We start from the raw sequence: 3,638 nt of genomic DNA on the forward strand, positions 1-3,638 counted from the left end.
AAAGCGCACATGTTCCGGCGAACCCGTGCCAGGTGCTGCCGAAACTTCACGGGTTCAAGCGGAGGGAGAGATGGTTGTGGTCACCGCGTCGGGTATCAGTGCGATCAGCTGTTGGGACCAGCAGTCCGATTGCTGGGTGGCGACCTCGGCTCCGCAGGCATCGCAGACGAGGTTGGGGCCGTCCAGGCCGTCGAGTCCGCAGCATCCATTGAGCCGCCCACGATCAGGGTGTCTGGCTACTCCCGAGACGTCGTCGGGGTTGAGGACGAGCACGCCGTTGTGAGGGCTGACCGCATACGACCCGCGCGACATCAGCGATGGCAGAAACCTGTGTCCCGGGGCTTCCTCTATGACCGGCGGGGGCATTGGTACTTCCCGGAGGTCAGGGCTGATGTGCTGCTGACAGTTCATGCAGGAGAAGACGGTCATGCCCGTAATTCTGTCCGGCCTCCGGGACGGTCTCTCTTCATTTGCTACCGGCCTCCGAAGCAGGAAGGCGCCCCTCGTCGACGTGGTCGGCGAGATAGATCATTGTGGCCTGCGGGTCCATGCCGAACGCGGCGGCGACGAGCTTCGGATCCATGGTGTTCACAAGGTCGACGAGACGGGTGCTGCGGATCATGCGGGGCGGGAACCCGCAGGCGTCAAGGACGTGGGAAAGATAGGCAGTTGAGGCCGGGCTCCGCCCGGCCTTTGTTCCTTTGGTGACCATCACGTGCGGGTTGTCCGTTCGCCAGCCGTCGCGGTGGTCAAGGCATCTCTGCAGCACGGCCCAGGAGGCAGGGTCCAGTGGCACCGGATGTGGTCGTTTGCCGAGCCGAACCGTCTGAGCCAGTGGGTTCACGTCGGCGATCTGCAGCAGGCGGATGTCCGAGCTTGAGGCTCCGTGCAACAGGGCGAACATGCCCAACAGGGCTTCATGCGGATGGACTTGGGATCCGGTGGTCCAGCGGCGGAAGAGCTCGCGCTGCTGTTCGAGGGTGAGTGTCCGGCCGCGGAAGCCGTTCGACTCCTTCGCGGTCAGGGTTCGGGTGGGATCCACCAGCACCATCTTCTGGGAGCGAGCGAAGCGGAAGAACTGCCGCAGCACGGTGAGCCGCCGCTTGCGTCCCTTGGGCAGCGTGGCCAGGAATGCCTCGACGTCGTGCACATCCACGAGAGCCCAGTCGGTCTTGCCTCGGTGATTGGTGAGGAACAGTGCCAGGTCCCGCATGGTGGCCAGGGCTGTTTCCAGCGTGTGATCACTGCGGGGGCGGGTTCCGGCCCGTCGGGCCCGGTCCTGGGCTCGCATCCGAGAGGCGTCGAAGGCGACAACGGCCGGTCTCAGTGGTTCAGGCACGGCTTCGATGCGGCGCTTGCGCCGCCCAGCGGCAAGTCGTTCGGCCTGGTCGGTGGGCAGGGCCAGGCCGCGGAGGGTGAAGAAGTCCTCCAGTGCGCGGGCGAAGGAGCCCATGGATCGACCCGGTCTGCGGGAGCGTTCGATGAGGGCCTGGGGCGAGTTGGAATGCTCGTCCTGAAGGAGGCGGCCCAGGTCCATGACGAAGCCGCACGCCCGGCCGACGCAATGGCGGGCCGCGACATGAGCCACGAAATCGTCCAGCCACACGGGCGGGTCGGGCAGTTGGTCACGGAGATGTTCGCCGCGGATGAAGGGGCGGCCGGGGTGTCGTTGCCAGCAGGCAGAGCACAGCCCCAGCCCGGCATGACGCCTGAGCTGCCCGCACTGACGGCAGTTCCTCGGTGGCTGTTTCTCCTGCCGGGGCCGCGAACAGGAGCCGCACCAGCCGGTCGCCTCGCGCAGATATCCGGCCCTTCCGCAGCGGGGACACTGCTTTTGGGAGGCCAGCCGTTCGGCTCGGCGCCGGCAGTCCCGACACAGCCGGTTCTGCGGCGATCGCACCGGATGCCCGCACTCCTCGCAGACTCGCGAGCACAGCACACACCGGCCGGTGTCCTTCTGCAGGACACGGTCCAGGCCGCAGGACGGACAAGTCGCCTTCGCTGCTTGTTCCTTGAGGCGCCGAATGCAGAGACAGCAGCGGTCCCGGTCAAGAAATCCCACCGGGGCTCCGCAGGTGCTGCAGTCCCGTTGCTTCTTGCCCACCACACGCTCCGAGTCACAATGGCGGCATCGAGCGGCCCCGGGCAGAGGCGGCCTGCGGAAGATCGACGACCGGCCGTGGTGGTGCGATGGGCCGTTCGACGGGGGTGGTGTCGACCTCGATCAGGTCGTTAGGGGTGCACGCCAGTGCGGTGCACAACGCGGCTAGCGTGGTCATCTTCACCTGCGAGGGCTCCTTGGTGAACAGCGCGGACACTGACGCGGAGGACAACTCCAGGCCGGCTTTCTCGGCCAGCAGCCGTCGCAGTTCGGTGCCCGTCCAGACCTCGCGTTGGGCGGCGGCCATCCGCAGCCGCCATTGGATCTTCATGCTGTGGTGTCCTTCCCGGTCAGCTCGGCCAGGGTGCTGGCGACGGCCCGTTGATAGGCGTCCTCGATGAAGGTCGCGGAGGGCCGGACATATCGCATGGTGGAACTGACCGTCCAGTGACCGAGCATCTGCTGAATGGCCACGAGGTCGACGCCGCGTTCGTAGTTGTGGGTCGCGCAGGCTCGTCGCAGGGCATGCGGGCTGAACCGCTCGGACGCGGGTCGGCCTTCGAGTTCCATCAAATAGCGGAGCCGGTTGCGGATGGTTCCGCGGTGGAGGCTGCCACCGGATTCGTCGGCGAACAGCACTGGTGAGTCGGGGAACTTGGGCCGCACATCCTCGAGGAACCATCGCAGCACCAGGTCGAGGCCGTCGAGCATGGGCACCCATCGCGGCCGCGGTCCGGAAGTGTGGGCGCCTTTTCCGAAGCGGACGTGGAGCTTGCCGAACGGCCCACGGGTGAAGTGGAGGTCAGGCTTCTCCAGCAGCGATGCTTCCTCGGAGCGAAGTCCAGCGTGATACAGGGACCGGAACATCGCATAGTCCCTCGCCGCGGGTCCGTACTTCCTGGCGGTCGCGATCCTCTGCTTCATGAAGTCGAAGAACTCGCCCACCCTCTCCGGCGTCGGAGGCGGCAGCAGGGCCGGGGAGTCGTCACCGACGTGACGCGAGGCATTGAACTCATCGACTGGGCAGACCAGCCGGACCCCGAAGGCGGCCTCGATCTCGACCGCCTTGCGGGCCTGCAGGAACCGGTGGAACCCCTTGAAGATCTGCACGTATTCGCGCCGCGTCGAGGTCGCCCGGCCCTTCACCGCCAGGTCGCCGACCACTCGGTCGATGTCCTCTGGAGTCACCTCCCACGCGGGCCGGCCCAGGGCAGCGAGGGTTCGCTCCAGCAGGCCGATGTCGTTGTCGATGGTCACCGGGCTGAACCCGCGGGCCCGCCAGGACGCGACGAACGCGTCGACACACGCGGCCTGGAACTGCCACGGGTCCGTCGCCAGCGGTTCCTGCGGAACGGCGCCGCCCGCGATGACCTGCAGTCTCGCCTCGCCCACCGGCACACCTTCCTCGCGCCTGAACGGTCAAGGTGGCACCTGGAGAAATTGGGTGCCGCCACGAGATTCAACGAGGCCCCCAGAAAGGGGATACGGCCAGGTGACAGCAGGAACTCTCGATGAGGAACAAGTGCCAGCCCCAGAT

General features: G+C 66.7%; 4 protein-coding genes. All 4 read right to left on the reverse strand.

What is annotated here, in order from left to right; all coding sequences use genetic code 11:
• Positions 1-54 precede the first annotated feature (54 nt).
• Positions 55-429 (reverse strand): hypothetical protein, encoded by a 375-nt coding sequence (locus tag AB0J12_RS39380; RefSeq protein ID WP_363269620.1) that lies wholly within the window; start codon positions 427-429, stop codon positions 55-57.
• 37 nt (positions 430-466) lie between these two features.
• Positions 467-1,606, reverse strand: a complete 1,140-nt coding sequence (locus AB0J12_RS39385; protein WP_363269621.1) for a site-specific integrase — start codon at positions 1,604-1,606, stop codon at positions 467-469.
• Between the two features lie 511 nt (positions 1,607-2,117).
• On the reverse strand, positions 2,118-2,432 hold the full coding sequence (locus AB0J12_RS39390; RefSeq protein WP_363269622.1) for a helix-turn-helix transcriptional regulator: 315 nt from the start codon (positions 2,430-2,432) through the stop codon (positions 2,118-2,120).
• Positions 2,429-3,499: a tyrosine-type recombinase/integrase gene (locus AB0J12_RS39395; RefSeq protein ID WP_363269623.1), complete on the reverse strand. Its 1,071-nt coding sequence runs from the start codon at positions 3,497-3,499 to the stop codon at positions 2,429-2,431. Before AB0J12_RS39395 ends, AB0J12_RS39390 begins: the two co-directional genes overlap by 4 nt.
• Positions 3,500-3,638: the final 139 nt, after the last annotated feature.

It is taken from the genome of Streptomyces sp. NPDC049915 (assembly GCF_040656475.1).
In the GTDB taxonomy this organism is placed as follows: domain Bacteria; phylum Actinomycetota; class Actinomycetes; order Streptomycetales; family Streptomycetaceae; genus Streptomyces.